Consider the following 24,167-nt stretch of genomic DNA (forward strand, 5'->3'; position numbering starts at 1 on the left):
CGGCCGGAAGGAGGGCGCCCCATGGGTCGCGAGGATGTGCTGGCGTGGGTCGAATCGCCGCTGCAGCTCGTCGGCGCCGCGGAGTGGGCGGCCGCCCACCGGACGACCGTTCCTGTCGCCGGCCGGCTGACGCCGCAGATCTCGGCCACCGCCGACGAGCTGCTGTCGCGCGGCGCGCGCTTCGGCGAGCTCGAGCCCTACTTCGGCATCCCGTGGAACCTGCTCGCCCGCCACGGCCACTGGCTCGTCGGCGACGGCTTCTCTGGCCAGTTCCGACTCGCCGCCGCGGTGCTGCGCCCGCACCGCATCACCTTCCTCGACGACGGCACCCACGCGATCGCATACGCCGACGCGCTCCTCGGTCGCCGCACCTATGCGCGCCCGAACGTCGACGAGCAAGGACTCACCACCTTCGTCGCCCCGTTCGCCGCGGAACTCATCCATCGCCGCGCGACCGCGCGGCGAGCGGGGATGTTCACCGCGTTCGACCTCGGCGCCGACCGCCTCGACGCGCTCGCGGACCACGGCTTCGGCATCCGTCGCCACGACTTCTCGTGGACGCGTCGGACTGCACCGCCCGCGCCCGAGCTCGGCCGCCGGGTCGTGCTCGGCAGCGCGCTGCCGGTCGACGGACGGATGCTGCTGCTCGACTACGTCCGATGGGTGCGGGATGCCGCTGCCGGAGGCGCCGTGTACCTCCCGCACCGCCGGGAGACGGCGGAGCAGCTGGACGCCGTCGCGACCGTTCCGGAGCTGCGGATCCACCAGACCGGACTGCCCGTCGAGCTCGTGCTCGCCGGTGCCCGAGGGCCGCTCGACGTGCACACACTGCCGTCGAGCACCACGACGACGCTCCCGCTGGTGCTCGCGGGCACGGGGGCCACCGTGCACACCGGTCGCGTGCGCCGCGCGGCCCGGACGGCGGCGGCATGAGCGAGGTCGTCGCCGTCATCCCCGCCCGCGGCGGCTCGAAGGGTGTGCCGCGCAAGAACCTGCAGCGCGTCGGCGGCGTCCCGCTCGTCGCGCGCGCGGTCGAGGCGGCGCGACGCTGTCCCGCGATCGACCGCGTCGTCGTGACGACCGACGACGCCGACATCACCGCCGTCGCCGCCGAATGGGGGGCGGAGATCGTCGAGCGACCCGCGGACCTCTCCGGCGACCTCGCGAGCAGCGAGAGCGCGCTCGTGCACGCCCTCGACACGCTCGAGGCGCGCAACGTGGACGTCGGCGTCCTCGCGTTCCTGCAGGCCACCTCGCCGTTCATCGACGTCGAGGCCCTCACCGCGGCTGTGCAGCTCGTGCGCTCGCGCCGACGCGACAGCGTGTTCTCGGCCGTCGAGACATACGGCTTCCTGTGGGAGAAGGGCGTCGGCAGTGCGGCCGAACCGGTCAACCACGAGATCGACGTACGCCCGCGCCGGCAGGAGCGCGAACCGCACTATCTCGAGACGGGCGGCTTCTACGTCATGCGGGCGGCGGGCTTCCGCGCGGCGAACCACCGCTTCTTCGGCAGCGTCGGCATCGCCGAGGTCGCCCAGCGCACCGCGATCGAGATCGACACGCTCGACGAACTGGAGCTCGCGCGCACGCTCGCGTCGCTGGTCGACCGCGACGCGTTCGGCGCCCACGCGGGTGCGATCCCCGTCGACGCGGTCGTGACCGACTTCGACGGCGTGCACACCGACGACACCGTGCACGTCGACCAGAACGGCGTCGAATCCGTCACCGTGAGCCGATCGGACGGCATGGGGGTCGGGATGCTGCGGGCCGCCGGCATCCCTTTCCTCATCCTCTCGACCGAGGCGAACCCCGTCGTCGCGGCCCGTGCGCGCAAACTCGGGGTCGATGTGCGACAGGCCGCGACCGACAAGGCCGCGGTGCTGCGCGAGTGGGCGGGGGAGCAGGGCATTCCGCTCTCGCGCATCGCGTACCTCGGCGACGACGTCAACGACCTCGGGTGCCTCGAGATGGTCGGCTGGCCGATCGCCGTGCCCGACGCGCACCCCCTCGTCCTGTCCACCGCGCGCGTCGTGCTCGACCACCCCGGCGGCGCCGGCGCGGTGCGCGACCTCGCCGAGCGCGTGCTCACCGGCAGATCGGCCACGGCCGTGGCCGACACGCTCCGCCCCGCCGTCGCGCCGGTGCGAGTCACCGCATCAGATCACCCCACCGCACCACAGGAGGCCACATGACCGTCACCATCGGATCCCGCGTCGTCGGGGGCGGACGCCCCGCGTACCTCATCGCCGAGATCGGGCTGAACCACAACGGCGACGTCGACATCGCCAAGCGGCTCATCGATGTGGCGGCCGACGCCGGAGCGGACGCGGTCAAGTTCCAGAAGCGCACACCCGAGATCGCCACTCCGGAGCACATGCGCGACATGCCCCGCGACACCCCGTGGGGCCGCATGACGTATCTCGACTACCGTCGGCGCGTCGAGTTCGATCGCGAGGAGTACATCGAGATCTCGGACTACGCGCTGCTCCGCGGCCTCGAGTGGTTCGCGTCGCCGTGGGACGTGCCGAGCGTTGCGTTCCTCGAAGACCTCGGGGTCGTCGCGCACAAGGTGGCATCGGCCTCGCTTACCGACGTCGGGCTCCTCGAGGCGCTCCGCGACACCGGCAAGCCGGTGATCCTCTCGACCGGCATGTCGACGATCGAGCAGATCGACGCCGCGATCGACATCCTCGGCACCGATCGCCTCGTGCTGATGCATGCGACGTCGACGTACCCGATGGAACCGGAGGAGGCCAACCTGCGCATGATCCCGGCGCTGCGCGACCGGTTCCGGGGCGTGCCGGTCGGCTACTCGGGCCACGAGCGCGGTCTGCAGATCTCGCTCGCGGCCGTCGCCCTCGGCGCCGTCGCGGTGGAGCGGCACATCACGCTCGACCGCACGATGTGGGGTTCGGACCATGCCGCCTCACTCGAGCCGGCGGGGCTCCAGCACCTGGTGCGCGACATCCGCGTGATCGAGGCGGCCCTCGGCGACGGCGTCAAGCGCGTGTACCCGGGCGAGCTCGCGCCCATGGCGAAGCTGCGCCGCGTTCCCGCGTGAGTCCGCGCGCGTCGGAAGGCAGGCGGCCTCGGGTCGTCGCGATCGCCGACACCGACTCCTACGTGAAGTGGGCGGCGGCACTGCTCGGCGGTGTCGGAGAGCGATGGGATGCCTCGCTCCTGGTGCTCGACACGCCGCTCGTGGTGAGCGATGCCCAACTCACCTCCGCGCGGAGGGGAAGCGGACTGGCGCAGGATCGCGTGGAGCGGATCGCCTACCCCGGCCTGGCGGCCCGCCTCGCCGGACTGCGCGCGGAGGTGGTCGTGATCGGCGCCCGCGGTCCGCTCGTGCGCGTGCTCGCGCGCGACCTTGCCGCGCTCGCCCCGCGGCCCGTCGTGGTGACGGGTCTTCCCGGCATCTCGATCCCCGCGACGCGCAAAGCCGTCGTGTACCGGCTGCAGTCAGACCTGTTCGTGGTGCACTCGCGCCGCGAAGTGCGCGAGTTCGGCGCGCTGTCTGCCCGCACCGGCTACGCGCACCGCTACGCCCTGGCGACGCTGCCCTTCGCCCTGGGCGCGCTGACCGCCGGCGGACGCGTGCGCCCCGACGCCGACGGCACCGACCTCGTGTTCGCGACGCAGGCGAAGGTGCCCGCAGGGCGGGAGGACCGGATGCGCGTCGCGCGCATGCTGGTGCGCGCGGCCGAGGCGGATCCGTCGCGGCGCGTCGTCGTGAAGCTCCGGGCGGCATCGGGCGAGCACCAGACGCACATCGAGCTCGACGGTTACCCCGAACTGCTCGCCTCGCTCGGCCCGCTGCCTGAGAACCTGGTGACCTCGACGGGGTCGATGGGTGGCGCGCTCGATACCGCGGAGGGGCTCGTCACCGTCAGCTCCACCGCGGCGATCGAGGCGATCGCCCGCGGCATCCCCGTCATCGCCCTCGACTCGTTCGGCGTCTCGCCGCGCCTCATCAACGAGACGCTCGCCGACGCCGACCTGCTCGCGAGCGAGGACGACGTGGTCGCGCGCCGATTCCGGCACCCCGATCCCGAGTGGCTCGACGAGAACTACTTCCACGCTCCCGAGGCCGACGACTGGACCGCGCACGTCGAAGCGCTGCTCGCCCAAAGGTCGGCGGGGCGGCTGCCGACGCGCGCGTCGGTGGTCCGCCGCGGCGGTGCGCTGCGCGACGCGTGGGAGCGCAAGGTCGCCCTCGGCCGCAGCGACACGTCCGTCTCGGGCGCTGTGGCCTACGCCGTCGGTGTGCCGCTGCGCGCGGCGGTGCGGCTCCTGAACCGCGCACGCCGGTCGCTCGTCGGCGCGGCTCAGCAGCCTGGGCCGGTCGGATCCTCGACACAGGTGCGGTCCACGAGCGCGGTGCGCACCTCGACGACGCGCACGCCGTAGCCGGCCGCCTGGGCCCGCACCACACCGGGCACCGGCCGCCAGGTGCCGCTCCCGAAATCGACGGAAGCCTCGTACTCGACCGTCACCGAGACCGGGTACGTGCCACGGGCCCGGTATGCATGACTCGTCGCGGTCGGCGTGAACTGCCCCTGGCCGAGGCTCGACCACGACGCGCCGCCGGTCGTCGCACGCGTCGTCGTGCCGTCGCCGTTGTCGAACAGGTAGGCGACCGGGACGAAGCGCACGGTCACGTCCCATCCGAGGACGGTGCCTGGAATGCGCTGCTCGGATGCCGACGCCAGCAGGTTCGTCGGCATTCCGACGACGCCGAAGCCGTCGGGCTCTCCGGCGAGCGTCGGCTGCGCAGGCCGGAAGGAGGCGAGGTCGGCGAGGGTCACGTCAGGCGGGCCGGCGACGACATATGTCTCGCAGCGGTTGAGCGGACCGCAGTCCGCCGGGGTGGGGGTGGGCGTCGGTCTGGGGGAACTCGGTTGCCAGTTATCGGCCCACGGCCGTTCGTCGATTGGTGATCCTGGGCGGCTGCCACCGGCGGACACATCTACAGCGGATTTGTCTTCGGTCACGTACGCGGACTGCCAACCGCCCGCGCCGCCGGACGGCGGTGGGGGGTCGGAGAGAGCCGGAGCCACAACAACGACGACGGCGACGGTAACGATGCTCAGGTGCACTGCGGACCGCTTTCACGACCTGCGATATCCGAAACGAGGAAGCCATACGGAGCATCTGAGTCCGCTCTGAGCGTGATCGTGGTTCTCTGCGTATCTGGACGGTCTGCGTCGACAACCGAGTTACCATCCGCGTCGAGAAGGTCAACGGTTGCAATGTCAACACACGCCGCGAGAGTCAGATCATCGTTCACCGCGCCGATGGGCTCGAGCGCGGTGATCACCGACGACCCTGTGAGCGTAACCCCGTCTGCATGAAGGCCTGAGAGGCTCTTCCTGTCCGAGGCGTTGGCTTCGCCGGTCGTCCAGTCGTACACGGCCTCGAACGTCTCCGGGTCGCTGAGATCCACCTGATTCAGCGCATCAACGTAAGCGCGGTAGGTCTCCTCCGCCGCGGCGAACGCCGCTTCCTCGCTCGAGAACACCGGCGTCGGCGTGGGCTCCTCCGGCTCCGGGGTGGCGCACCCGCCGAGTGCGAGCACAAGCAGGCCGCTGAGCGCCGCCGCCGTCACCCGAGTCCTCACGCCTCCCACGCTATCCGCCGGCGTCGACGCTGCGACGGAGTTATCCACAGCGCGCGGGAGAAGCCGGCGATCGCGTCCGGGGTTTCGCAGATCGCCGGCTCCGGGCGGGTCGGTGAGACCGCCCCTCGTGCCCTCGGGGGTCGGGCACGAGGGGTGGTCCCGGGCGACTCATCGCCTGCAGGGGTTTCGCGGAGGGGACCGGGATTCCCCCTCACCGCGATGCCTCCAGGCTAGAAGCTCGTCCTGAGAGATCCCTATCGCCTGACCACACGAACGCCGGGCGCTGGCCGTGCAGCGGCTGGGCTGTCATCATGACGCCATGCGCATCGCCGGACCCGTCGTCTCGCTCATGCTCTCCGCCTCTCTCGTGGCGCTCAGCGGCTGCGCCTCGCCGCAGCCGGTCATCGCTCCGGTCACCCGCGACGTCGGCGACCTCCAGGGCGAGACCGTCGAGCTCGCGGTGGGACAGGTGCTGAACATCGACACCGGCGACCTCGCCGTCGACAGCTACAGCGGCGTCGTCTCCGAGCCGTCCGTCGCGAGGTTCACCGCCGGTCGCGAAGAGGACGGCACGACGTACAACCCGGGCGTCGAGGGGCTCGCACAGGGGACGACGAAAGTGGTGATGTCGAACGCGGACGGCGGCATCCAGGACGTGACGTTCACCGTGGAGGTCTCGGGCTGATCCGGCACGGCTGCGGCCACCGTGCGCATCCGGGCGTAGTCTCATGCGATGACCTCCGCCGCGAGCCGGACAGAGCTGCGAGCGCTCCTCGATGAGCTGCACGACGCGGCCACCGTGCGCATCGCGGCGATCGACGAGACGCTCGAGGAGCTCCGCGCGGATCGCGGCTCCGACGTCGCCGACGACGAGCATGATCCCGAGGGCGTCACGCTGTCGGGCGAGTGGTCCCGCGCCGTCGCCCTCGAGGAAGCCGCCCGCCGAGAGATCGCCGAGATCGACGAAGCCGTCAAGCGCTGGGAGGCCGGCACCTACGGAGTCTGCGTCGACTGCGGTCGAGACATCCCGATCGCGCGGCTTCGCGTGCGACCCTTCGCGACCCGCTGCGTGTCATGCGCCGAGAAGGCGGGCGCCTGACGTGTCGTTCGGCGCCGCGGCATCCCGTGCCGCCTTCGACGGCTTTCCTCGCGTCGCCGACGCCGATCCCTGCCCGTGCGGGAGCGGCGATCGCTTCGACGGATGCTGCGCCCCCGCGCTGCGCGGAACGGCGGCGCCGACCGCGGAGCGCTTGATGCGGTCGCGGTACACGGCGTTCGTGATCGGCGATGCGGCGTATCTGAGCGAGACGTGGCACCCGGGAACGCGTCCCGACGAGCTGACCCTCGATCCGGATCAGCGCTGGACCGGACTCGAGATCGTCGCCGTCGGGCGGGGAACGGAGGCCGACAACCGGGGCGTCGTCGAGTTCCGCGCCGCCTGGCGCCACGGCCGCGATCGCGGCGTGCTGCACGAGCGGAGCCGCTTCGTTCAGCAGGGCGGGCGCTGGTGGTACCTCGACGGCCTGATCGATCCGACCTGACCGGTCCGCACCGCTGCGAGCGCCGATAGCGTGGCAGTCATGACCACTCAGGCAGAGAAAGCACAGACCCTCGCCCGACTGCACGCCGCCCCCGAGATCCTGCGCGTCGTGAACGTGTGGGACGCCGTGTCGGCGAAGACGATCGCGGCGCTCCCCGAGACGCGCGCGATCGCGACTGCAGGCCACTCGATCGCCGCGACGTTCGGATACCCCGACGGGCAGATCCCGCTGGATGTGTCGCTCGACATGATCGGCCGCATCGTCGAGGCGGTCGGCGACCTGCCGGTGAGCACCGACCTCGACGCCGGCTACGGCGACCCGGGCGAGACCGTGCGGCGCGCGATCGGCAAGGGCGTCGTCGGCGCCAATGTCGAGGACCGTCTCGTGCCGCTGGACGAGGCCGTGGCCACCGTCGAGGCGATCGTCGCGGCCGGAGCGGCCGAGGGCGTCCCCTTCGTCCTCAACGCGCGCACCGACGCGTTCGTGCGCGCCGGCAAGCGCCCGGTCGAGGAATCCATCGCCGACGCGATCGAGCGCGGCCGCGCCTACCTCGCCGCCGGCGCCGACCTCGTCTTCGTGCCCGGCATCCTGAACGCCGACATCACGCGGCAGCTCGTCGACGGGATCGGCGCGCGCAAGATCAGCGTCATCGGCCTGCCGGGCGCCCTGTCGGCGGGGGAGTACGAGGCGCTCGGCGTCGCTCGCATCTCCTATGGGCCGACGACGCAGCGCGTCGCGCTGACGGCCCTGCAGGATCTCGCCGCCGACCTGTACGCGGACGGCGTCATCCCGGCCTCCACTCGCGCATTGAACTGACGGGCGCACCTCGTCCGATCGGCCCGCAGGGAATCCTCGCGGGCCGATCGTCGTTGTGCCGGGCATGGAGCGCGCACCCGTCGACGTCATCGTGATCGGTGCCGGACAGGCGGGACTCTCCGCCGCGTATCACCTGCAGCGACGCGGATTCGTCCCGATTCAGCGTGCGACCGGCGCCGACCGGACGTTCCTCGTGGTCGATGCCAACCCCGAGCCTGGGGGAGCGTGGCAGCACCGCTGGGCGTCGCTGCGGATGGCGACGGTGAACGGCATCCATGAGCTGCCTGGATTCGCCGTGCCCCCGGCGGATCCCGCAGCGGCGAGCCGCGACATCCTTCCCGCGTACTTCGCGGAGTACGAGGAGCGTTTCGCCCTCGACGTGCTCCGGCCCGTGCAGGTGAAGGCGGTGCGCCGCGCCGACGACGACTCCCGCGGTCGGCTGCGGGTCGAGACCGACCGCGGCACGTGGGCCGCGCGTTTCGTGATCAATGCGACGGGCACGTGGACGCGTCCGTTCTGGCCGCGTTATCCGGGCCAGGAGCGCTTCCGCGGGCGGCAGCTGCACGTCGGCGACTACGTCTCGGCCGAAGAGTTCCGCGGCGAGCGCGTCGTCATCGTCGGCGCCGGGATCTCGGCGGTCCAGCTGCTCGATGAGATCTCGCACGTCGCCGACACGTTCTGGGTGACGCGGCGCGAGCCGGAGTGGGTCGAGGACGACTTCGACATCCCCGCGCGCGTGGCCGCCATCGCCGGCGTCGAGGACCGCGTGCGCCGGGGCCTTCCCCCCGGCAGCGTGATCTCGGTCACCGGGATGCACTGGACGCCCTGGGCGCGGGCCGCCGAGGCGCGCGGCGTGCTCGTGCGGCATCCGATGTTCGCCTCGATCGAGGAGGACGGTGTGCGCATGCCCGACGGAACGCTCGAGCCCGCCGACGTCATCCTGTGGGCGACCGGCTTCCGGCCCGCGCTCGACCACCTCGCGCCGTTGCGCCTGCGCACGCCCGAGGGCGGGTTCCGGGTGGAGAACGGGCGCTCGATCGACGAGCCCCGCCTGTTCCTCATCGGCTACGGCCCGTCGCAGTCGACCGTGGGGGCGAATCGAGCGGGCCGCGACGCCGTGCGGGCGATCGTGGCAGACCCGGTCGCGCTCGCCGCATAGGCTCGAACGTGTGACGCTGCTCGCCGTGCTGCTGTTCCTGAACGCCGCCTTCAACGTCCTCGTCTGGCCGACGTTCTACCGCCGGGTCGCGAAGGACCCCCGCGCGCACGACGCCCAGGGCAAGGCGACCCGCTTCCTCGTCGTGCACACGGTGCTCATCGCGATCGCACTGACGCTGGCCGCAGCATCCGTCATCGCAGGCATCGCCGCACTCGTCGCGTGATGCGCGAGCCCGCGAGCGCGGCGTAGCGTGGAGCGCACGACGAGGGGGGAACCATGGCCCGCATCCTGATCTTCGGCGGCCACGGCAAGGTGGCGCTGCTGCTCGAGCCGCTGCTCGTGGCGCAGGGGCACACCGTGACCGCGGTGATCCGCAACGGGGCCCACGAGGCAGCGGTCGCGGCGACGGGTGCGCAGCCGCTCGTCGCGGATGTCGAGGCGCTGCACCTCGACCAGCTCGTGAACATCGTCGCCGGCAACGACGTCGTCGTCTGGTCCGCCGGCGCCGGCGGCGGCAACCCGTCGCGCACGTACGCGGTCGATCGCGATGCCGCGATCCGCTCCATGGACGCGGCTGCGGCGGCCGACGTGCTGCGCTACGTGATGGTGTCGTGGGTAGGCTCGCGCGCGGACCACGGCATCGCGTCCGACGCCTCGTTCTTCCCGTACGCCGACGCCAAATGGGCCGCCGACGCGCACCTCGCCGCGGGCGCGCTCGACTGGACGATCCTCGCGCCCGGGACGCTCACGCTCGATCCGCCCACCGGGCGCATCGCACTCGATCCGGAGAACGGCGGCGCTGTCCCGCGTGCCGACGTGGCTGCGGTGATCGCGGCGGCGATCGCGGACGACTCGACGATCGGCCGGACCATCCGGTTCGGCGCCGGCGACGAGACCATCGGCCACGCGATCGCGGGCTGACCCTCAGTCCTCGCTGGAGTGGAGGCCGCGGCGCGCCGACAGCAGGGTCACCTCGGGGTGGTCGGCGACCAGGCGCTCGGCGTGGTCGAGCACATCACGCACGTGCGACGACCCTGATGCCACGATCGAGATGCCGATCCTCGCCCGGCGATGCAGGTCGTGCTCGCCGACCTCTGCCGCGGCCGCCTCGGTGCGCCGGCTCAACTCTGCGACGAGCGGGCGCAGCACGCTGCGCTTCTCTTTGAGCGAACGGACGTCGCCGAGCAGCAGGTCGAACTCGATCCACCCGATCCACATGGGTCCATCGTGCCAGTGGCCGCGGGTGAGGCCCGCCGCCATAGGCTCGTGTCATGCTCGCCACTGTCATCCATGCCGCCCGCGACATCCGCGTCGAGAGCGTCCCCGATCCCGTACTGTCCACCGGCGCCGACGCGATCGTGCGGGTGGTCGCCGCCTGCGTGTGCGGCTCCGACCTCTGGCCGTACCGCGGCGTCACTCCCACGCGCGAGCCTCATCGGATCGGTCACGAGTTCGTCGGCGTCGTCGAGGAGGTCGGCGACGAGGTCGAGGTCGTGCGCCCCGGTGATTTCGTGATCGCCCCGTTCTACGTGTGCGACGGCACGTGCGCGAACTGCCGAAACGGCGTCAGCACCTCCTGCCTCACCGGCGGCTGGTGGGGCAGTGAGGACCGCTTCGGCGGCTTCGCCGACGGCGGTCAGGGCGAGCGCGTGCGCGTGCCGCTCGCCGACGGCACGCTGGCGGTCGTACCCGGTCCCGTGGCGGATGCCGAGGTTCCGGGTCTCCTCACCCTCAGCGACGTCATGGGCACGGGCCACCACGCCGCGGTCTCGGCGGGCGTCGGTCCTGGCGACGCCGTCGCGGTGGTCGGCGACGGCGCGGTCGGGCTGTGCGCGATCATCGCGGCGAAGCGCCTCGGCGCCACGACGATCATCGCGATGTCGCGTCACCCGCAGCGGCAGGCGCTCGCGCGCGAGTTCGGCGCCACCGACATCGTGGCGGAGCGCGGCGACGCCGGAATCGCGGCGGTGCTCGCACTCACCGGTGGCATCGGCGCGGACCGCGTGCTCGAATGCGTCGGCACCAAGGAGTCGATGGACCAGGCGCTGCGCTCGACGCGTCCCGGAGGCATGGTCGGCTATGTCGGCGTGCCCAACGGCGGACCGGAGTTGCCGGTGCGGCAGATGTTCAACCGCAACGTGGGCGTGAACGGCGGCGTCGCACCGGTTCGTGGCTACATCGAGGAGCTCCTGCCCGATGTGCGCTCGGGTGCGATCCGGCCGGGCCGCGTGTTCGACCTCGAACTCCCGCTTGCGGACGCCGCCGAGGCGTACGCTGCGATGGACGAGCGTCGCGCGACGAAGGTGCTGCTGCGGCCCTGAGCAGGCTCGCGGCACGCCCGCACACCGGCTCGACGATTCGCGACCCGCCCGCGCGCCTGCGCGTGGGAGGGCGTTCGTGCGGTAGAACAGCAGGAAGTCGAAGGGAACCCGGACCGTGAAGCTGATCAAGCGCGTCGTCGTGGTGCTCATCATCGCGTTCGCGGCGTTCTACCTCATTACCCGGCCGCAGGATGCGGCGAACGCCGTGCAAGGCGCCGTCGGCGCCGTCTGGGGCGCCGGGGTCGCCGTCGTCGACTTCTTCATGGCGCTCGCTCAGGGCTAGGACCGAGATGTTCGATCCGCGGATCGAGAAGCACCTGATCTCGGATCAGGGGGAGCACGTCGTCGACGAGGTCCGCAAGCACTGGGCCGCCACGGTCTCGGCGGTGCTCGAGCTGTTCTGCGGCGTCGTCGTGCTCCTGCTCACCTTCTTCGTCCCTGCGCAGGCCTGGTGGGTGCCGGCGCTGCTCGGCGCCGCGGTGACCCTGCACGCGATCTGGCGGGTCTTCGAGCAGCACACCGACCGCTTCGTCATCACCAACATGCGCGTCTTCCGCGTGCATGGCATCCTGTCGCAGCGCATCGCCACCATGCCTCTGGCGCGCATCCTCGACATCTCGGTCTACAAGCCGCTCATCGGCCGCATCTTCGGCTACGGCCACTTCGTCTTCGAGTCCGCGGCGCAGGAGCAGGGGCTGCGCGAGATCAAGTACGTCGGCGATCCCGACCAGCGCGGGCTCACGATCCAGCGCGTCATCCAGCAGGCGGGCCTGCGCGGTGCCGCCGGCCGGCCCGGGGCGGAACAGTTCGCCGGGGCGCCCTTCGCGCCTGCGGCACCGCCGGAGCCTCCGGCCGCGGCATCCGTCACCGTCGCGCCGGTCGCGGACGACCGCACCTCGACCGCTCCGGTCCCGGACGTGCGGCGCGGCTCCACGACATCGGGGTGGGACTGGCTCGCAGACGCACAGCGACGGGAGGACGAGCGGCTGGCGCAGCTGCGCGGAGAGGCGGCTCCGTCGCCCGCGCCGTTCGATCCCGACCGGACGAACACGGCCCCGATCGAGCTTCCCCGCTGAGCCGACACCGATGCCACGCGGCCCCGCGTGGACGAGGATTTCGAGGCCATCGGGAACATCTCTGGAGACCCGGCCGTTCTGGTACCCTGGAGTGTCACTCGTGTGGCTGTTTCGCCACGCCTGAGTTCCGGTTCGCGCCGGTGGCCGGATCCCGCAGGGGCCGAGTGACATCGCTGGAAAATCCGCTTCGCCTCGGTTCGAGGCATCCGTTCGCGCTCGCGCGGGGGAAGCCGCTGAAAGCCGGAGCCCGACACCCAACCCCAACAAGGACAACCCACTACATGACTACCGCAACGACCGCCCCGGCCACCAAGCAGGTCGCGATCAACGACATCGGATCTGCCGAGGACTTCCTGGCCGCGGTCGAGAAGACCCTGAAGTTCTTCAACGACGGCGACCTCATCGAGGGCACCGTGGTGAAGATCGACCGTGACGAGGTCCTCCTCGACGTCGGTTACAAGACCGAGGGCGTCATCCCCTCGCGTGAGCTTTCCATCAAGCACGACGTCGACCCCAACGAGGTCGTCAAGGTCGGCGACGAGGTCGAAGCCCTCGTTCTCCAGAAGGAGGACAAGGAAGGCCGCCTCATCCTCTCGAAGAAGCGCGCACAGTACGAGCGTGCGTGGGGCGACGTCGAGAAGATCAAGGAGAACGACGGTGTGGTCACCGGCTCCGTGATCGAGGTCGTCAAGGGTGGTCTGATCGTCGACATCGGCCTGCGCGGCTTCCTCCCCGCGTCGCTCATCGAGCTCCGCCGCGTCCGCGATCTCACGCCGTACCTCGGCCAGGAGATCGAGGCGAAGATCCTCGAGCTCGACAAGAACCGCAACAACGTCGTGCTCTCGCGCCGCGCTCTGCTCGAGCAGACGCAGTCCGAGTCGCGCACCACGTTCCTCAACAACCTCCACAAGGGCCAGGTCCGCAAGGGCACGGTCTCGTCGATCGTCAACTTCGGTGCGTTCGTCGACCTCGGTGGCGTCGACGGTCTCGTCCACGTCTCGGAGCTCTCGTGGAAGCACATCGAGCACGCGTCCGAGGTCGTCGAGGTCGGCCAGGAGGTCACCGTCGAGATCCTCGAGGTGGACCTCGACCGCGAGCGCGTCTCGCTGTCGCTGAAGGCCACGCAGGAGGACCCGTGGCAGGTCTTCGCCCGCACCCACGCGATCGGTCAGGTCGCGCCGGGCAAGGTCACCAAGCTCGTTCCGTTCGGTGCGTTCGTGCGCGTCGCGGACGGCATCGAGGGCCTCGTGCACATCTCCGAGCTGTCGGGCAAGCACGTCGAGCTCGCCGAGCAGGTCGTGTCGGTCGGCGAAGAGGTCTTCGTCAAGATCATCGACATCGACCTCGAGCGTCGCCGCATCTCGCTCTCGCTCAAGCAGGCGAACGAGTCGGTCGACCCCAACGGCACCGAGTTCGACCCGGCCCTGTACGGCATGGTCACCGAGTACGACGAGCACGGCGAGTACAAGTACCCGGAGGGCTTCGACCCCGAGACGAACGCGTGGCTCGAAGGCTTCGACGAGCAGCGCGAGAAGTGGGAGCAGGAGTACGCCGCCGCCCACTCGCGCTGGGAGGCCCACAAGGCTGCCGTCATCAAGGCCCTCGAGGCCGAGGCCGCCGCTCCGGTCGAGACCGGCGCGTCCTCGTACTCGTCCGACAGCGGCCCCGCGGGCACGCTGGCTGACGACGAGGCACTCGCGGCTCTCCGTGAGAAGCTCTCGGGTCGCTGATCCTGAGCTGAGCCGCCCGGTTCGCTGAACCGCCTGGTTCGAAGGCCGTCACCACCGCTTCGGCGGGGTGGCGGCCTTTCGCTCGCCCGGACGTCGGAGGTCGCCGGTACCGTCGCTCTGTGCCAGAGCTTCCTTCCGCCGCGAGATGTCTTGTCGGTGACGACGGTTGCCGCGGCGCTGTGCCTGCGGACGCTCCGGTCGCGCTGTGCGAGCGACATCTGGCGGCCGCGGGGGAGTGGGCGGGCGCCCAGTACGGCGTCACCGACGCACTGCCGTCGGCGTGCCGGCTGTGCGGGTCGCGGCTGGGCGTCCGCTACCCGTCCGGCTGGCTGTGCGCCGTGTGCGAATGGCGCCACGGTGACCTGCCCGACGAGGACATCGCTCCGCCTCGCGTCGACGTCGTGTACTACCTGCGCTACGACGACCGCGTGAAGATCGGCACGAGCGCCAACCCGCGTCAGCGCTTCGGAGCCATCTGGCACGACGAGCTGCTGGCGTTCGAGCGGGGCGGGCGTGCGCTCGAGCAGCGACGGCATGTGCAATTCGCCGCCGACCGTTTCCCTGGGACGGAGTGGTTCCGCCGCTCCGACACCCTAACCGCTCACATAGCGGTGCTCGCCGCCGGCGTCGACGACCCGTGGCACCTCCACGTCCGCTGGCTGAGCGAGGCGCTCGCGGCGCGCGGGTGAGTCGGTACGCTCTGCGAGAACCACCGCGGATCCTCCAGCAGCTTCGGAGGAAACGCGCCTAGTTTGAGGATCCACCCGCCCACGCAGACGACGGAGCAGCACATGGGATTCCTCGACCGACTGTTCGGAGGCACGGATGACGCGCGCCAGGCGCCGCCCGTCCCGCAGAACCGCTACGGCGCCCAGGGGCGGGGCGCCCAGCCGCCTCGGAGCGAGGACGAGATCGCGATCGAACGCTACCGATACCTGCTGAAGACCGCGCCGCCGGAGACCATCGAGCAGGTGCATGCGGAGGCCTTCGCGAAGCTCACCGAGCCGCAGCGGCAGCAGGTGCTCGCCGAGCTCTCGGCGGGCCTCCCACCGCAGGAGCAGCCGCGCTCGACCGATCCGCAGGCGATGGCCCGCGCCGCGACCCGGGCCGAGTACACCAACCCCGGTTTCATGGAGCGCACGCTCGGTCCCCAGCGCCAGGGCCCCTCGTTCGGCTCGATGCTCGGTTCGTCCATCCTCGGCACGGTGGTCGGCTACGTCATCGGCTCGGCGCTGGTGAGCTCGTTCCTCGCGCCCGGCCTCGCCTCCGACCAGGGCTACGAGGACGCCTCGGCCGCCGAGGGCGAGTCCGGCGAGACCGGTGCCGCCGACGCGGGCGCCGACTCCGGCTCCGGCTGGGGCGGCGACCCGGGCTCGGGCTGGGGTGGCGACGCCGCCGCCGGCGACGTAGGCGGATTCGGGGACTTCGGCGACTTCGGGTTCTGAACGGGCGCCTCAGTCGTCGCACACGTCGCGCTCACAGGCCCGGTGGGCGGCGGCGAGCGCGCCGTTCGGGCGCAGGGCCGCAGCATCCGTTACCGTCGCGGTATGACCGCCGCGAAACGGGGCGAGCCGGAGGGGCCCGCGGCGCGCTCCCGCACGGGCGGGACCGCGCCGGATGGCGCCCATCACACGCGCGGTCGCACCGCGACGCTGAACCAGCTGCTGCTCGCGGCGGTGGTGTTCGTGCTCGGCGTGCTCGTGGCGATCGGGCCGTTCGGCGGCGAGCCGGTGCTCTTCTTCCTCGGCGTCGTCGTCGTGGTCGCGGTGACGGCCGTCACGCTCGTCATGCCGTGGAGCCGCCTGCCCTACGGCTGGGTCGCGGTGGTGCCCGCCATCGACATCGTCGCGATCACCCTGATGCAGGTCGCGGCGCCCGAGACGGCGCTCGGGCTCCTGTGGATCTTCCCGGCGACGTGGCTCGCCGGCGGCTTCGGCCTGCTGGGTCTGTTCGGCGTCATCGTCGCGATCGCGGGCATCGTCAGCGTGCTCACCGCGCTGAGCGCCGCCGAGGTGACGTACCGGACCTTCCTGCTCCCGCTCGTGATCATCGCCGTCGCCGTCACGAGCCACCTGAACGCCCGGCGCTCGGATGCCCAGCGCATGCTGCTGGCGAAGCAGTCGCAGCTGCTCGCCAGTGTGCTCGCGCGCACCAGACGTCAGGAGCAGGTGGTCACCGAGGTGCTCGATGCCGTCGACTTCGGCATCGTGCGCATGGGGACGAGCGGCCGCGTCGCGGTCACGAACGAGGCCCACGGAAGGCTCCTGCAGGGATTCGAGCTCGAAGACGACGGCACCGAGGTGCCGGCGTTCCGCGACGACGGCACCTCGCCGCTGCCTCCCGACGAGCTTCCGCTCGAGCGCGCGCGCCGCGGTGAGGCGTTCGACGATCAGGTGGTGTGGTTCGGGCCCGAGCCCGGACCCCGCCGCGCGCTCACGGTCACGGCGCGACGTCTCACCGACCCCGACGGCGGCGACGCCGGCGCGGTGGTCGTCTCGCGGGACGTGACGGCCGAGCTCAACGCCCTCCGCGCCCGCGACGACCTGGTCGCCTCGGTGTCGCACGAGCTGCGCACCCCGCTCACGTCGATCCTGGGCTACCTCGACCTCGCCATCGAGGATCCCGACACCCCCGACGCGGTGCGGGCGAGCCTCGACGTCGCCGAGCGCAACGCCGAGCGCCTGCTGCGCATCGTGGCGGACATCCTCGCGGCGTCCAGCTCGTCGCCGTCGTCGGTCGAGGCTTCTCTGGCCCCTCAGCTCCTCGACGCACGCGACCTCGTGCGCGCCGCGGCCGCCGACGCCCTGCCGACGGCGACCGGCCGGGCGATCATCATCGACGAGACGGGTCTCGAGCCCGCGACCGCCTGGGCCGACCCGCTGCGGCTGCGGCAGGTCGTCGACAACCTCGTGTCGAACGCCATCGCCTACAACAAGGACGGCGGCACGGTGTTCGTCGGCACCACGACCGACGGCACGTCGAGCTGGATCCTGGTGCGCGACACCGGCGTCGGCATCACGGACGCCGACCGGTCGCGACTGTTCCAGCGGTACTACAAAGCCGGCGGCGAACGGCGGGCCGGCACCGGCCTCGGCCTCGCGATCACCCGCGACATCGTGCGCGCCCACGGGGGCGAGCTCGCCCTGCACAGCGCGCCCGGCGTCGGTTCGACCTTCATCGTGAAGCTGCCTGCGATCGGCCCGGAAGGAGACGAACGATGACCCTCGATCTGCCGAGCGTTCTCATCATGACCGCGCTGGTCGTCAACGTCAGCGGCGTCCTGTTCATCCTCGAGACGCTGCTGCGACGGGACGAGGGGGCGGGGCGCATCTGGTCGATCGCGTTCCTCGCGGCGATGCTCACTACCCTCGCCTACACGATCTGGTCGCAGTCCGACGGCGCCTGGTGGGCGATCGCCGTCGGAAACGCGGCGTTCGTCGCGGGCACGGGGTGCATGTGGCTGGGATGCCGCCGCTTCAACCGGCGCGACATGCGCTGGTCGTCGGTGCTCGTGGTCGGAGCAGTGGCGATGGCGGCTCTCGCGGTCGCGGTCGAGGGCGACGAAGGCGGCGACTGGGCGGGCGTGCTGTGGATGTTCGTGCCGCTGCTCGCCTTCGCGGGCGCCGGCGCCGTGGAGTGCCTCCGCGGCGACATGCGCGAGTCACGCACGGCGTGGGTGCTCGGCGCGGTCCTCGGATTCCAGTCGCTGTACTACGTGTCGCGCACCACCGCCTTCGTGACCTCCGGCCCCGACAGCGCGCTGTTCGAGACCGCGTTCGGCACGATCCCCACGAGCTACCTCACGGTGACGCTGACGATCGTCGCCGTCGTCGTGACCTCGGTGCTGCGCGCGAGCCGCGCTCCGGTGCGCGGCTACCTACGCGAGGCCCAGGCCGTCGACGAGGAGCAGGGCATCCTCAGCGAGACGTCGTTCGTCGCCGTGCTCGCGGGCATGTGCCGCCGCGCCGAGCGGAGATTCGAGCTGATCGCAGTGACGGCCGTGCGGCTCGACGACCTCGACCAGATCTCGACCGCGTTCGGCAGTGACATCGCCGGCGCGGTCGCCGCGACCTGGCGCACCGGGGTGCGCCACCACGCGCCGACGAACGCCGTCGTGGGCCAGGACGGGCACACCGGGCTCGTGATCGCCCTCGCGGTCGCATCCCCGCAGGAGGCGCGACGGCAGGCCGGCGCGATCTACCGCGGCCTCTTCGACGACCTCGGGAAGGTCGGCGGGGGAGTGATCCCGGTGGTCGGCGTCGGCGTGGCGCTGAGCGAGACCGCGGGGTACGACCCCGCGGAGCTCGTGCTCGCCGCCCGCGAGGCTGCAAGCCGCGCGGCCGCGAACGTCGAGACGTCGGTGCTGGTCGACGAGGGCGAGTAGCGGCATCCGTCCGCCCTCGCGGATCGTGCGTCAGGCGGTGAGGCGGTAGCCGACGCCGCGGACGGTCTCGATCCACCGCGGCTGCGCGGGTGACTCGCCGAGCTTGCGCCGGAGGTTCGCCATGTGCACCTCGATCGCGCGGGCATCGCTGTCGGAGACGAAGTCGCTGACCGCGTACTGGTCGCCGCGCAGCATGAGGGCGAGATCCGACTTCGCCCGGACTCGCCGGCCTGCCACGAGGAGGTCGGCGAGGATGTCGAACTCGCTTCGCGTCAATTCGACGTCCTGGTCGTCGACGGTGACGAGGTGGGTCGAGGCATTGAGGCGCAGCCCGTGGTGCTCGAGCCAGACGCCGTCCGGCGGCCCGTTCTCGTCGACGGCCTCGGGGTCGGCCGGCGCGACGTGCCGCGGCCGGCGCAGCATCGCGTCGATGCGAGCGCGCAGCTCGCGCGGGCGGAAGGGCTTGGCGACGTAGTCGTCGGCGCCCGCCTCGAGTCCCTGCAGAGCGTCGATCTCCTCGGTGCGGGCGCTGAGCATCACGATATAGGTCGAGCTGATGGCGCGGATGCGCTTGGCGGTCTCGAAGCCGTCCATGCCGGGCATGTTGACGTCGAGCGTCGTCACCAGTGGCCGGCGCTCCCGCACCAGCTCAACGCCGTCCGCGCCGTTGGCCGCGCCGTGCACCTCGAAGCCCGCTTGAGCGAGCACGGTCGACAGGAGAGAACGGATGTCTTCCTCGTCCTCGATCACGACCGCGACGCGCGCTTCTTCCACCGATGCACCCTCCGGGTCCGGTGTCGTAGACGGACCCTGGACGTCGGTCATGATATCCCAGAACGCGCTGCGGAACGGGTGCGGCAGGCCGTCGACGATCACGGGAGGTGACCGTATGCGGGGCGGGCCGTGAGGCTCTGCCCCCGTGCGTCCGCCGTCCGGCCGGTCCGTCGGACCGCGCGGAGGGCGGGAGATATCCCCATATCCCGCCCTGCGCGCGTCCTCCGTGCACGGACCCGGGCCGCATTCGTCCCCACGCGCGCGGCCCGTCCGTACCCCAGGACGATTGGACTGGTGCAGCGGGGCGGTGTCGCGTCGGTCGCCACGATGTCGGGTCCGGCGTTCATCTCCCGCCCTCCCCAGTGCCACACGGGTTGAATCTGTCCTTCGGGTGCCCCGAGGCTACCTCCGGGGCCTCAGCGCCCGCTCAGGCCCGCCTCAGGAACCGCGCAAGGCTTTGCGGCGCCGGCTGCGCCGCGTCGGGCGCGGCGTGGCATGCTCGAACCATGCCGCTCGTCGCCCTCACCGGGGGAATCGCCTCGGGAAAATCCACGATCGCCCGCCGCCTCGCCGAGCACGGCGCCGTCGTCGTCGACGCCGATCAGCTGGTCCGCGAGGTGCAGCAGCCCGGTTCGCCCGTGCTCGCCGCGATCGCCGAGTCCTTCGGGGAGGGGATGCTGCGTCCCGACGGATCCCTGGACCGCGCCGCCCTCGGCAGCCGGGTGTTCGGCGACGACGCCGCAATCAGGCAGCTCAACGGCATCGTCCATCCCGCCGTCCGCGCCGAGTCCGCGCGCCGGTTCGAGGCGGCCTTCGCGGCGGATCCCGACGCGGTGGTCGTCTACGACGTGCCGCTGCTCGTCGAGGCGCGCGTCGAAGACCCCTGGCAGCTGATCGTCGTGGCGCACGCGCCCGAGGACGTCCGCCTCCGGCGCCTCGTCGAGCTGCGCGGCATGACCGAGACGGATGCTGCGGCCCGCCTCGCGTCGCAGGTGCCCGACGACGCCCGCCTCCGGATCGCGGACGTCGTCGTCGACACCGCCGGCTCGCTCGAGAGCACCGAGCATCAGGTCGACGAGCTGTGGGCGTCGCTCGACGAGCACGTCGCACAGCGCGCCGCGCGATCGTAATCTGGAAGCGGAGCGAGGAGGTCCCTCATGGCCGTGTTCTCGAGGTTCCGTCGGCGTAAGACTCCGTACGGAGCGGCGACCGAGGAGGAGCGCATCGCGCGCTACGTCTACCTCCTCAACACCCTGCCCGCGTCCGTGATCGAGAGCGCGCACGCCTCGGCCTTCGCGGACGTCTCGCCGGAGCGGCGGCGCGAGATGTTCGAGCAGCTGCGGCCCTTCCTCGCCGACTCGGAGCGCGGCGCTGCCGCCGAGGACCCGACCGTGATCGCGCGGCTCGTCCGCCGCGCCGAGGAGCACAGGGCGCTTCGCGCCGCGGCGGCCGCGGACGCCGATGCCGCGGCCCGGTCTTCGACGGACCCCGCCCGCACGGTGGTCGGGGTCGACGATCGCGACCCGCGCGACGGCGTGGATCCCCGCGCCATGCTCATCAACGTGGGGGTGATGACGATCGTGGCGAACCAATTCCTGCTGTCGAGCTCGGTCGCCGCGTACTACACGGTGGGTGCCGGATCCCTCCAGATCGGCGAAGGCCCCGCCTGGATCGGCGAGACCTACGACCCCGGCTCGGGTGGCTTCGACGGCGGCGGGGGCAGCGGCTTCGACGGCGGCGGGGGCTTCGGCGGCTGAATCTCCGCGCGGGCGGGGGCGGCAGCATCCGCTCGTCGCGAACGCCGCCCCGATGTCGGGGGCCGCGCCTACGCTGGATTGGTGCAGACCACTCGATCCGTGCGGCCGTTCGAGGTCGTGAGCGAATTCGCGCCGTCGGGCGACCAGCCGCAGGCGATCGCCGACCTGGCGGCGCGGATCAACGCCGGTGAGACCGACGTCGTGCTGCTCGGCGCGACCGGTACCGGCAAGTCGGCGACGACCGCCTGGCTCGTCGAGGCCGTCCAGCGTCCCACCCTCGTGCTCGCGCACAACAAGACCCTCGCCGCGCAGCTGGCGAACGAGTTCCGCGAGCTCATGCCGCACAACGCGGTGGAGTACTTCGTCAGCTACTACGACTACTACCAGCCCGAGGCGTACGTCCCGCAGACCGATACGTTCATCGAGAAGGACTCGTCGGTCAACGCCGAGGTGGAGCGGCTGCGCCACTCGACGACCAACTCCCTGCTCAGCCGCCGCGACGTGGTCGTCGTCAGCACCGTGTCGTGCATCTACGGACTCGGCGCGCCCGACGAGTACCTGCGCGCGATGGTGGCGCTGCAGGTGGGTGAGGTCTACGACCGCGATGCGCTCATCCGCAAGTTCATCGCGATGCAGTACAACCGCAACGACGTCGACTTCTCGCGCGGCAACTTCCGCGTTCGCGGCGACACCATCGAGATCATCCCCGTGTACGAGGAGTACGCGATCCGCATCGAGATGTTCGGCGACGAGATCGAGGCCCTGTTCATGCTCCACCCGCTCACCGGCGACGTGGTGCAGCGGCTCGACAGCATCCCGATCTTCCCGGCGTCGCACTACGTCGCCGGCACCGAGACCGTGCAACGTGCGATCGGCACCATCGAAGACGAGCTCGCCGAGCGGCTGAAAGAGCTCGAGTCGCAGAACAAGCTGCTCGAGGCGCAGCGCCTGCGCATGCGTACGACGTTCGACCTCGAGATGCTGCAGCAGCTCGGGTTCTGCTCGGGTATCGAGAACTACTCGCGCCACATGGACGGGCGTGCGCCGGGCGAGCCGCCGCACACGCTGCTCGACTTCTTTCCCGACGACTTCCTGATGGTGATCGACGAATCGCACGTCACCGTCCCGCAGATCGGGGCGATGTACGAGGGGGACGCTTCGCGCAAGCGCACTCTCGTCGAGCACGGGTTCCGGCTGCCGAGCGCACTCGACAACCGGCCGCTGCGCTGGGACGAGTTCAAGGACCGCGTCGGTCAGACGGTGTACCTGTCCGCGACGCCGGGCCGGTACGAGATGGGTATCGCGGACGGCGTGGTGGAGCAGATCATCCGCCCGACCGGCCTCGTCGACCCCGAGATCGTCGTCAAGCCGTCGAAGGGGCAGATCGACGACCTGCTCGAGGAGATCCGGATCCGTGTCGAGCGCGACGAGCGGGTGCTCGTGACGACACTCACGAAGAAGATGGCCGAGGAGCTCACCGACTTCCTCGGCGAGCACGGCGTGCGTGTGCGCTATCTGCACTCCGACGTCGACACGTTGCGTCGCGTCGAACTCCTCAGTGAGCTGCGAGCCGGGGTCTACGACGTGCTCGTCGGCATCAACTTGCTCCGAGAGGGTCTCGACCTGCCCGAGGTCTCGCTGGTATCGATCCTCGACGCCGACAAGGAAGGGTTCCTCCGCAGCGGCACCTCGCTCATCCAGACGATCGGTCGCGCCGCCCGCAACGTCTCGGGTCAGGTGCACATGTACGCCGACACCGTGACCGATTCGATGGCCAAGGCGATCGAAGAGACCGACCGGCGCCGGGAGAAGCAGGTCGCCTACAACACCGCCAACGGCATCGAGCCCCAGGCGCTGCGCAAGCGGATCGCTGACATCACCGAGGTGCTCGCCCGGGAGGCGTCCGATACCGATCGGATGCTGCGGGGCAAGGCGGCGGCGAAGACCAAGTCGGGTGTCGGCAAGAGCCCGACCCCGCAGCTGCGCCGCGAGGGCATCGCAGCCGAGGGCGCCGAGCAGCTCGAGACGACGATCGCCGACCTCAGCCAGCAGATGCTCGCGGCGGCCGGGGAGCTGAAGTTCGAGCTCGCCGCGCGGTTGCGCGACGAGGTGCAGGACCTCAAGAAGGAGCTACGTGCCATGGAGCGTGCGGGTCACGCCTGAGCCCCGGCGCCTCTCAGCGCGGCCGGGCCCGACCCAGAGCTAGGGGCAGTGCATCAGCGGCTTCGGTCCGGAGCGGTCGAACGTGTGCTGCGAGATGGGCGCGCCGCACAGCGGGCAGGCGCGCTCGGCCCGTTCCGCCTGGCTCGGCGGGGGAGTCGTCTCGTAGGGTCCGACGGCGGCCGGGCCCGCGACGCGGATCAGGTGCGAGTTGAGGAACGCGTACCAACCGCCGGCTTCGCGCACGCGCTCGCGGAGCGGACGACGGTCTGGCGTGGGGGCATCCTTTACTCGCATGATCATTAGTGTACTAATGATTAGTGCGGATATGATACCTATGTGACGAACGCCGAACTCAGCCCCGACGATCTGCTCAAGCTCGACAACCAGGTCTGCTTCGCTCTGGTCACCGCGGCGCGCAACGTGGTCGGGCTGTACCGGCCGATCCTCGAGCCGCTCGGCCTCACGCATCCGCAGTACCTCGTGATGCTCGCGCTGTGGGAGCGGTCGCCGCGTTCGCTGCGCGAGCTCGCCGCCGAGCTGGCGCTGGAGCCCGCGACGCTGTCGCCCCTCGTCAAGCGCCTCGAGGCGCAGGACCTCGTCACCCGGTCGCGCCGCGACGACGACGAGCGGGTACTCGACGTCCGGCTGACCGACGCGGGTGCGCGTCTGCGTGTGCGGGCGCTCGAGGTGCCGGGCAAGGTGATGGAGAGCGTGGGGACCGATGCCGCCGCGCTCCTGGCGCTCCGCGACGCGCTGCAGCCCTTCGCCGGCGCCCGCTGATCCGCGCGGGCGGTGCCCCGTCTTCGCCCACGGCGAACGGCTCCCA

Annotated in this window: 28 protein-coding genes; 23 read left to right on the top strand and 5 right to left on the bottom strand. The window is 71.2% G+C overall.

Translation table 11 applies throughout. From position 1 onward, the window contains the following. Positions 1-21 precede the first annotated feature (21 nt). From MRBLWH3_RS11170 to MRBLWH3_RS11185, 4 genes are read left to right on the top strand one after another with little or no spacing between them, the layout of a single operon-like run. Complete coding sequence (locus MRBLWH3_RS11170) at positions 22-933, top strand: hypothetical protein (protein WP_363431762.1); 912 nt, start codon at positions 22-24, stop codon at positions 931-933. Then, a complete protein-coding gene (locus MRBLWH3_RS11175) occupies positions 930-2,192 on the top strand; it encodes an acylneuraminate cytidylyltransferase (RefSeq protein WP_363431764.1) in 1,263 nt (420 codons plus the stop codon). The genes MRBLWH3_RS11170 and MRBLWH3_RS11175 overlap by 4 nt, the downstream gene beginning before the upstream one ends. Next, positions 2,189-3,061 (top strand): N-acetylneuraminate synthase family protein, encoded by an 873-nt coding sequence (locus tag MRBLWH3_RS11180; protein WP_363431766.1) that lies wholly within the window; start codon positions 2,189-2,191, stop codon positions 3,059-3,061. Before MRBLWH3_RS11175 ends, MRBLWH3_RS11180 begins: the two co-directional genes overlap by 4 nt. Next, entirely contained in the window at positions 3,058-4,410 is a 1,353-nt protein-coding gene (locus tag MRBLWH3_RS11185) for a DUF6716 putative glycosyltransferase (RefSeq protein WP_363431769.1), read from the top strand. The genes MRBLWH3_RS11180 and MRBLWH3_RS11185 overlap by 4 nt, the downstream gene beginning before the upstream one ends. Here MRBLWH3_RS11185 and MRBLWH3_RS11190 read toward each other — a convergent pair. Together MRBLWH3_RS11190 and MRBLWH3_RS11195 are read right to left on the bottom strand one after the other, a co-directional pair. Continuing rightward, a complete protein-coding gene (locus MRBLWH3_RS11190) occupies positions 4,329-4,808 on the bottom strand; it encodes a hypothetical protein (protein ID WP_363431771.1) in 480 nt (159 codons plus the stop codon). The two genes, MRBLWH3_RS11185 and MRBLWH3_RS11190, sit on opposite strands and share 82 nt — an antisense overlap. Positions 4,809-5,089: 281 nt before the next feature. Next, positions 5,090-5,620, bottom strand: coding sequence for a hypothetical protein (locus MRBLWH3_RS11195; RefSeq protein WP_363431773.1), 531 nt, complete (start codon positions 5,618-5,620; stop codon positions 5,090-5,092). Positions 5,621-5,939: 319 nt separating this feature from the next. Between MRBLWH3_RS11195 and MRBLWH3_RS11200 the strand changes: the two genes are divergently transcribed. The 7 genes from MRBLWH3_RS11200 to MRBLWH3_RS11230 all read left to right on the top strand — a co-directional run bounded on the left by MRBLWH3_RS11200 (position 5,940) and on the right by MRBLWH3_RS11230 (position 10,057). Beyond that, positions 5,940-6,305, top strand: a complete 366-nt coding sequence (locus tag MRBLWH3_RS11200) for a hypothetical protein (protein WP_363431775.1) — start codon at positions 5,940-5,942, stop codon at positions 6,303-6,305. A gap of 48 nt (positions 6,306-6,353) precedes the next feature. Then, positions 6,354-6,719 carry a TraR/DksA family transcriptional regulator gene (locus tag MRBLWH3_RS11205; RefSeq protein WP_363431778.1) on the top strand — a complete coding sequence of 122 codons (366 nt, stop codon included), beginning with the start codon at positions 6,354-6,356 and terminating at the stop codon, positions 6,717-6,719. 1 nt (position 6,720) lies between these two features. Beyond that, complete coding sequence (locus MRBLWH3_RS11210) at positions 6,721-7,161, top strand: YchJ family protein (protein ID WP_363431781.1); 441 nt, start codon at positions 6,721-6,723, stop codon at positions 7,159-7,161. 39 nt (positions 7,162-7,200) lie between these two features. Then, the gene (locus tag MRBLWH3_RS11215; RefSeq protein WP_363431783.1) at positions 7,201-7,977 is read left to right on the top strand and encodes an isocitrate lyase/PEP mutase family protein; all 777 of its coding nucleotides are present in this window, start codon (positions 7,201-7,203) and stop codon (positions 7,975-7,977) included. Between the two features lie 64 nt (positions 7,978-8,041). Next, positions 8,042-9,136, top strand: coding sequence for an NAD(P)-binding domain-containing protein (locus MRBLWH3_RS11220; protein WP_363431786.1), 1,095 nt, complete (start codon positions 8,042-8,044; stop codon positions 9,134-9,136). A 10-nt stretch (positions 9,137-9,146) separates the two neighbouring features. Next, on the top strand, positions 9,147-9,359 hold the full coding sequence (locus MRBLWH3_RS11225; RefSeq protein WP_363431788.1) for an SCO4848 family membrane protein: 213 nt from the start codon (positions 9,147-9,149) through the stop codon (positions 9,357-9,359). A 53-nt stretch (positions 9,360-9,412) separates the two neighbouring features. Continuing rightward, positions 9,413-10,057, top strand: a complete 645-nt coding sequence (locus tag MRBLWH3_RS11230; RefSeq protein WP_363431790.1) for an NAD(P)H-binding protein — start codon at positions 9,413-9,415, stop codon at positions 10,055-10,057. 3 nt (positions 10,058-10,060) lie between these two features. Here MRBLWH3_RS11230 and MRBLWH3_RS11235 read toward each other — a convergent pair whose 3' ends face one another. Then, complete coding sequence (locus tag MRBLWH3_RS11235; RefSeq protein WP_363431793.1) at positions 10,061-10,354, bottom strand: DUF503 domain-containing protein; 294 nt, start codon at positions 10,352-10,354, stop codon at positions 10,061-10,063. Between the two features lie 53 nt (positions 10,355-10,407). Here MRBLWH3_RS11235 and MRBLWH3_RS11240 point away from each other — a divergent pair, with 53 nt between their 5' ends. The 8 genes from MRBLWH3_RS11240 to MRBLWH3_RS11275 all read left to right on the top strand — a co-directional run bounded on the left by MRBLWH3_RS11240 (position 10,408) and on the right by MRBLWH3_RS11275 (position 18,647). Continuing rightward, entirely contained in the window at positions 10,408-11,457 is a 1,050-nt protein-coding gene (locus MRBLWH3_RS11240) for a zinc-dependent alcohol dehydrogenase family protein (protein WP_363431795.1), read from the top strand. Between the two features lie 115 nt (positions 11,458-11,572). Beyond that, positions 11,573-11,740, top strand: a complete 168-nt coding sequence (locus tag MRBLWH3_RS11245) for a hypothetical protein (protein ID WP_363431797.1) — start codon at positions 11,573-11,575, stop codon at positions 11,738-11,740. Positions 11,741-11,747: 7 nt separating this feature from the next. Continuing rightward, positions 11,748-12,533, top strand: coding sequence for a PH domain-containing protein (locus MRBLWH3_RS11250; RefSeq protein ID WP_363431800.1), 786 nt, complete (start codon positions 11,748-11,750; stop codon positions 12,531-12,533). A 281-nt stretch (positions 12,534-12,814) separates the two neighbouring features. Further along, positions 12,815-14,263 carry a 30S ribosomal protein S1 gene (rpsA, locus tag MRBLWH3_RS11255; protein WP_363431802.1) on the top strand — a complete coding sequence of 483 codons (1,449 nt, stop codon included), beginning with the start codon at positions 12,815-12,817 and terminating at the stop codon, positions 14,261-14,263. 119 nt (positions 14,264-14,382) lie between these two features. Continuing rightward, positions 14,383-14,952 (top strand): GIY-YIG nuclease family protein, encoded by a 570-nt coding sequence (locus tag MRBLWH3_RS11260; protein WP_363431805.1) that lies wholly within the window; start codon positions 14,383-14,385, stop codon positions 14,950-14,952. Between the two features lie 102 nt (positions 14,953-15,054). After that, on the top strand, positions 15,055-15,708 hold the full coding sequence (locus MRBLWH3_RS11265; RefSeq protein WP_363431807.1) for a hypothetical protein: 654 nt from the start codon (positions 15,055-15,057) through the stop codon (positions 15,706-15,708). Between the two features lie 102 nt (positions 15,709-15,810). Continuing rightward, positions 15,811-17,484 (top strand): sensor histidine kinase, encoded by a 1,674-nt coding sequence (locus MRBLWH3_RS11270; protein ID WP_363431809.1) that lies wholly within the window; start codon positions 15,811-15,813, stop codon positions 17,482-17,484. Continuing rightward, positions 17,481-18,647, top strand: coding sequence for a hypothetical protein (locus MRBLWH3_RS11275; protein ID WP_363431812.1), 1,167 nt, complete (start codon positions 17,481-17,483; stop codon positions 18,645-18,647). Before MRBLWH3_RS11270 ends, MRBLWH3_RS11275 begins: the two co-directional genes overlap by 4 nt. A gap of 30 nt (positions 18,648-18,677) precedes the next feature. Here the strand turns inward: MRBLWH3_RS11275 and MRBLWH3_RS11280 are convergent, their stop codons facing one another. Next, entirely contained in the window at positions 18,678-19,472 is a 795-nt protein-coding gene (locus MRBLWH3_RS11280; protein ID WP_363435465.1) for a response regulator transcription factor, read from the bottom strand. Between the two features lie 455 nt (positions 19,473-19,927). On the opposite strand from MRBLWH3_RS11280, the gene coaE reads away from it, so the two are divergent. The 3 genes from coaE (at position 19,928) to uvrB (ending at position 23,341) form a co-directional block, all read left to right on the top strand. Beyond that, positions 19,928-20,551 (top strand): dephospho-CoA kinase, encoded by a 624-nt coding sequence (gene coaE, locus MRBLWH3_RS11285; protein WP_363431815.1) that lies wholly within the window; start codon positions 19,928-19,930, stop codon positions 20,549-20,551. Between the two features lie 27 nt (positions 20,552-20,578). Further along, complete coding sequence (locus tag MRBLWH3_RS11290) at positions 20,579-21,178, top strand: hypothetical protein (protein WP_363431817.1); 600 nt, start codon at positions 20,579-20,581, stop codon at positions 21,176-21,178. 81 nt (positions 21,179-21,259) lie between these two features. Then, the gene (uvrB, locus tag MRBLWH3_RS11295; RefSeq protein ID WP_363431819.1) at positions 21,260-23,341 is read left to right on the top strand and encodes an excinuclease ABC subunit UvrB; all 2,082 of its coding nucleotides are present in this window, start codon (positions 21,260-21,262) and stop codon (positions 23,339-23,341) included. A gap of 39 nt (positions 23,342-23,380) precedes the next feature. On the opposite strand, the gene MRBLWH3_RS11300 is transcribed toward uvrB, so the two are convergent. Further along, entirely contained in the window at positions 23,381-23,635 is a 255-nt protein-coding gene (locus MRBLWH3_RS11300; protein ID WP_363431821.1) for a hypothetical protein, read from the bottom strand. Between the two features lie 42 nt (positions 23,636-23,677). Here MRBLWH3_RS11300 and MRBLWH3_RS11305 point away from each other — a divergent pair, with 42 nt between their 5' ends. Beyond that, positions 23,678-24,121: a MarR family winged helix-turn-helix transcriptional regulator gene (locus MRBLWH3_RS11305; protein ID WP_363431824.1), complete on the top strand. Its 444-nt coding sequence runs from the start codon at positions 23,678-23,680 to the stop codon at positions 24,119-24,121. The last annotated feature ends 46 nt before the right edge of the window (positions 24,122-24,167 follow it).

Origin of the sequence: Microbacterium sp. LWH3-1.2 (assembly GCF_040675855.1) — a bacterium.
In the GTDB taxonomy this organism is placed as follows: Bacteria; Actinomycetota; Actinomycetes; order Actinomycetales; family Microbacteriaceae; genus Microbacterium.

What these genes read in the sequence shown, in the direction of transcription:
- MRBLWH3_RS11230 (WP_363431790.1), top strand. Translation starts at nt 9,413, where the DNA reads ATGGCCCGCATCCTGATCTTCGGCGGCCACGGCAAGGTGGCGCTGCTG.
- MRBLWH3_RS11175 (WP_363431764.1), top strand. Translation starts at nt 930, where the DNA reads ATGAGCGAGGTCGTCGCCGTCATCCCCGCCCGCGGCGGCTCGAAGGGT.
- MRBLWH3_RS11205 (WP_363431778.1), top strand. Translation starts at nt 6,354, where the DNA reads ATGACCTCCGCCGCGAGCCGGACAGAGCTGCGAGCGCTCCTCGATGAG.
- MRBLWH3_RS11275 (WP_363431812.1), top strand. Translation starts at nt 17,481, where the DNA reads ATGACCCTCGATCTGCCGAGCGTTCTCATCATGACCGCGCTGGTCGTC.
- MRBLWH3_RS11280 (WP_363435465.1), bottom strand. Translation starts at nt 19,472, where the DNA reads ATGACCGACGTCCAGGGTCCGTCTACGACACCGGACCCGGAGGGTGCA.
- coaE (WP_363431815.1), top strand. Translation starts at nt 19,928, where the DNA reads ATGCCGCTCGTCGCCCTCACCGGGGGAATCGCCTCGGGAAAATCCACG.
- MRBLWH3_RS11235 (WP_363431793.1), bottom strand. Translation starts at nt 10,354, where the DNA reads ATGTGGATCGGGTGGATCGAGTTCGACCTGCTGCTCGGCGACGTCCGT.
- MRBLWH3_RS11265 (WP_363431807.1), top strand. Translation starts at nt 15,055, where the DNA reads ATGGGATTCCTCGACCGACTGTTCGGAGGCACGGATGACGCGCGCCAG.
- MRBLWH3_RS11290 (WP_363431817.1), top strand. Translation starts at nt 20,579, where the DNA reads ATGGCCGTGTTCTCGAGGTTCCGTCGGCGTAAGACTCCGTACGGAGCG.
- MRBLWH3_RS11180 (WP_363431766.1), top strand. Translation starts at nt 2,189, where the DNA reads ATGACCGTCACCATCGGATCCCGCGTCGTCGGGGGCGGACGCCCCGCG.
- rpsA (WP_363431802.1), top strand. Translation starts at nt 12,815, where the DNA reads ATGACTACCGCAACGACCGCCCCGGCCACCAAGCAGGTCGCGATCAAC.
- MRBLWH3_RS11270 (WP_363431809.1), top strand. Translation starts at nt 15,811, where the DNA reads ATGACCGCCGCGAAACGGGGCGAGCCGGAGGGGCCCGCGGCGCGCTCC.
- MRBLWH3_RS11200 (WP_363431775.1), top strand. Translation starts at nt 5,940, where the DNA reads ATGCGCATCGCCGGACCCGTCGTCTCGCTCATGCTCTCCGCCTCTCTC.
- MRBLWH3_RS11250 (WP_363431800.1), top strand. Translation starts at nt 11,748, where the DNA reads ATGTTCGATCCGCGGATCGAGAAGCACCTGATCTCGGATCAGGGGGAG.
- MRBLWH3_RS11170 (WP_363431762.1), top strand. Translation starts at nt 22, where the DNA reads ATGGGTCGCGAGGATGTGCTGGCGTGGGTCGAATCGCCGCTGCAGCTC.
- MRBLWH3_RS11220 (WP_363431786.1), top strand. Translation starts at nt 8,042, where the DNA reads ATGGAGCGCGCACCCGTCGACGTCATCGTGATCGGTGCCGGACAGGCG.
- MRBLWH3_RS11240 (WP_363431795.1), top strand. Translation starts at nt 10,408, where the DNA reads ATGCTCGCCACTGTCATCCATGCCGCCCGCGACATCCGCGTCGAGAGC.
- MRBLWH3_RS11300 (WP_363431821.1), bottom strand. Translation starts at nt 23,635, where the DNA reads ATGCGAGTAAAGGATGCCCCCACGCCAGACCGTCGTCCGCTCCGCGAG.
- MRBLWH3_RS11215 (WP_363431783.1), top strand. Translation starts at nt 7,201, where the DNA reads ATGACCACTCAGGCAGAGAAAGCACAGACCCTCGCCCGACTGCACGCC.